2 protein-coding genes and 1 pseudogene are annotated in these 1581 nt (G+C 66.0%); 1 reads left to right on the forward strand and 2 read right to left on the reverse strand.

Annotation, left to right across the window (positions count from 1 at the left end; all coding sequences use genetic code 11):
- Nucleotides 1–117: NAD-dependent epimerase/dehydratase family protein (locus tag EQG76_RS33850; protein ID WP_159719063.1), on the reverse strand; the 117-nt coding region annotated here is incomplete at its 3' end.
- A gap of 369 nt (nucleotides 118–486) precedes the next feature.
- Nucleotides 487–891: a hypothetical protein gene (locus EQG76_RS30950; RefSeq protein WP_159719064.1), complete on the reverse strand. Its 405-nt coding sequence runs from the start codon at nucleotides 889–891 to the stop codon at nucleotides 487–489.
- 117 nt (nucleotides 892–1008) lie between these two features.
- Between EQG76_RS30950 and EQG76_RS30955 the strand changes: the two are divergent.
- Nucleotides 1009–1581, forward strand: a pseudogene (locus tag EQG76_RS30955) (hypothetical protein); the annotation flags it as partial.

Here is a 1581-nt window from a genome sequence, read left to right on the forward strand (position 1 = left end):
GAAGCCCGCCCGGCGCAGCTCCTTGACTACGTGGCTGCCGATATAGCCGGCACCGCCGGTCACCAGGACCCGTTCCCGTCCGTTTCGCAAGGCTTGCCGCACCCCGACCGCATCCATCCCGTCCGCCATCCGTAGGCGACGCGCGGGCGGACCACGATGCGTCACGTTGGTTGCAGCGCATCATGCTGAAGCCGGTGGCCACTGTCTCGACTGGAAATCTCGGTGTTACCCTGAGATAGGGTGGGCAATGCTGAAGTTGTCATTGATCGCAGGTCCCAACTCGGCTTCCTGCTCAGAGCTGAATGCTGTCTCGATTCCGGTGCGTCCTGTCCCCATCATGGCTGGGCTCAAACCAGCCATCCATTCGTTGGTGTGCCTCAGGATGGCCGGCTCGAGGCCGGCCATGATGATGCAGCATGCCGGTGATCTCGGAGGCGCTGCTCCGGCTCGCACGGCACAAACGACCTCGCAGGTCTAGGAACAAGCTCAGGCTGGCTTCCCCGCCCTGCCCGCAACCTGCGGCTTCGGCCCGTCGCTGCCCATCAGCCCGCTCATGAGTTGCCCGAACAGCGCCTGCGGCATGTCCGGGTCCTTCGGGCCGCCGAAGTCGATCAGGATGCGCAGCCGGACATGGCCGCGCTCGTTCTCCGCGACCATGGCGAGCAGGCGGCGGCCACCGTCGGAGCGGCAGAGCATCGCCTCGGAGGGCGGCTTGGGCACGCTGCTCATCAGGATGAAGTCGCCCACCTGCAGGTGGGTGAACATCGGGTCGAAGAAGCCCGGCTTCAGCATCTCGTCGACCGGGCAATTATCGGCGTAGCTCCACAGCATCCACTCGTCGCCACCCTGGGTGGCCAGGGCAGCCAGCAGCTTGCTCTTGTGGCAGGGCATGATGGTCTCCGATCGCTCATAGGTTGATGACGACCGTCCTAATGCACCTGGTTGGATTGTCAGTGACTATGTTCCTATGTATGGATGCGATAGGAACATCGTCTTGACGAGACCGCCATGCCCCGCACCCCTTCCGCTGCCCAGATCGAGGCATCACGCCGCAACGGTGCGCGCTCCCGCGGCCCCGCCTCGCCAGAGGGCAAGGCGGCCGCCGCGCGCAACGCGCTCCGCCATGGCCTGTGCGCCCGTACAATTCGTGTCCTGCCGGCCGAGGACGAGGCGAGCTTCCAGCGCCTGCGCACCGCTCTGCTGGACCGCTGTGCCGGCGACGATGATCCCTTGCGCATCTGCCTGGCGGAGTTGCTCGCCGACAATGTCTGGCGCCAGTTCCGCCTTTCCCGCCAGGAGACCGAGCACCACGCCCAACTCCTGTGCAGCGCCGAGGACGAGTTCGGCGCGTACGACCATCCGGAGCATGTCGTGCTGGACGACCATTATCGCCTGCTCCAACTGGCCCGCTACCGCGCCCAGCACATGCGCGAGTTCAAGGACCTGCTGGGTGCGCTGGGCCGGATCAGTGAAGTTCCGCCCCCCTTCGAACCAGCCGGCCTTTCCGATGCCGAAGGCAGGCTGGAGGCGGAACCCGCAGGCCGGGCCCAGCCCGTGCCGGCTCTGCGAAACGAACCCGAG

This window comes from Geminicoccus flavidas (assembly GCF_009806515.1).
Taxonomy (GTDB): Bacteria; Pseudomonadota; Alphaproteobacteria; order Geminicoccales; family Geminicoccaceae; genus Geminicoccus; species Geminicoccus flavidus.

Coding starts and splice junctions, on each gene's coding strand:
- EQG76_RS30950 (WP_159719064.1), bottom strand. CDS start 891: ATGCCCTGCCACAAGAGCAAGCTGCTGGCTGCCCTGGCCACCCAGGGT.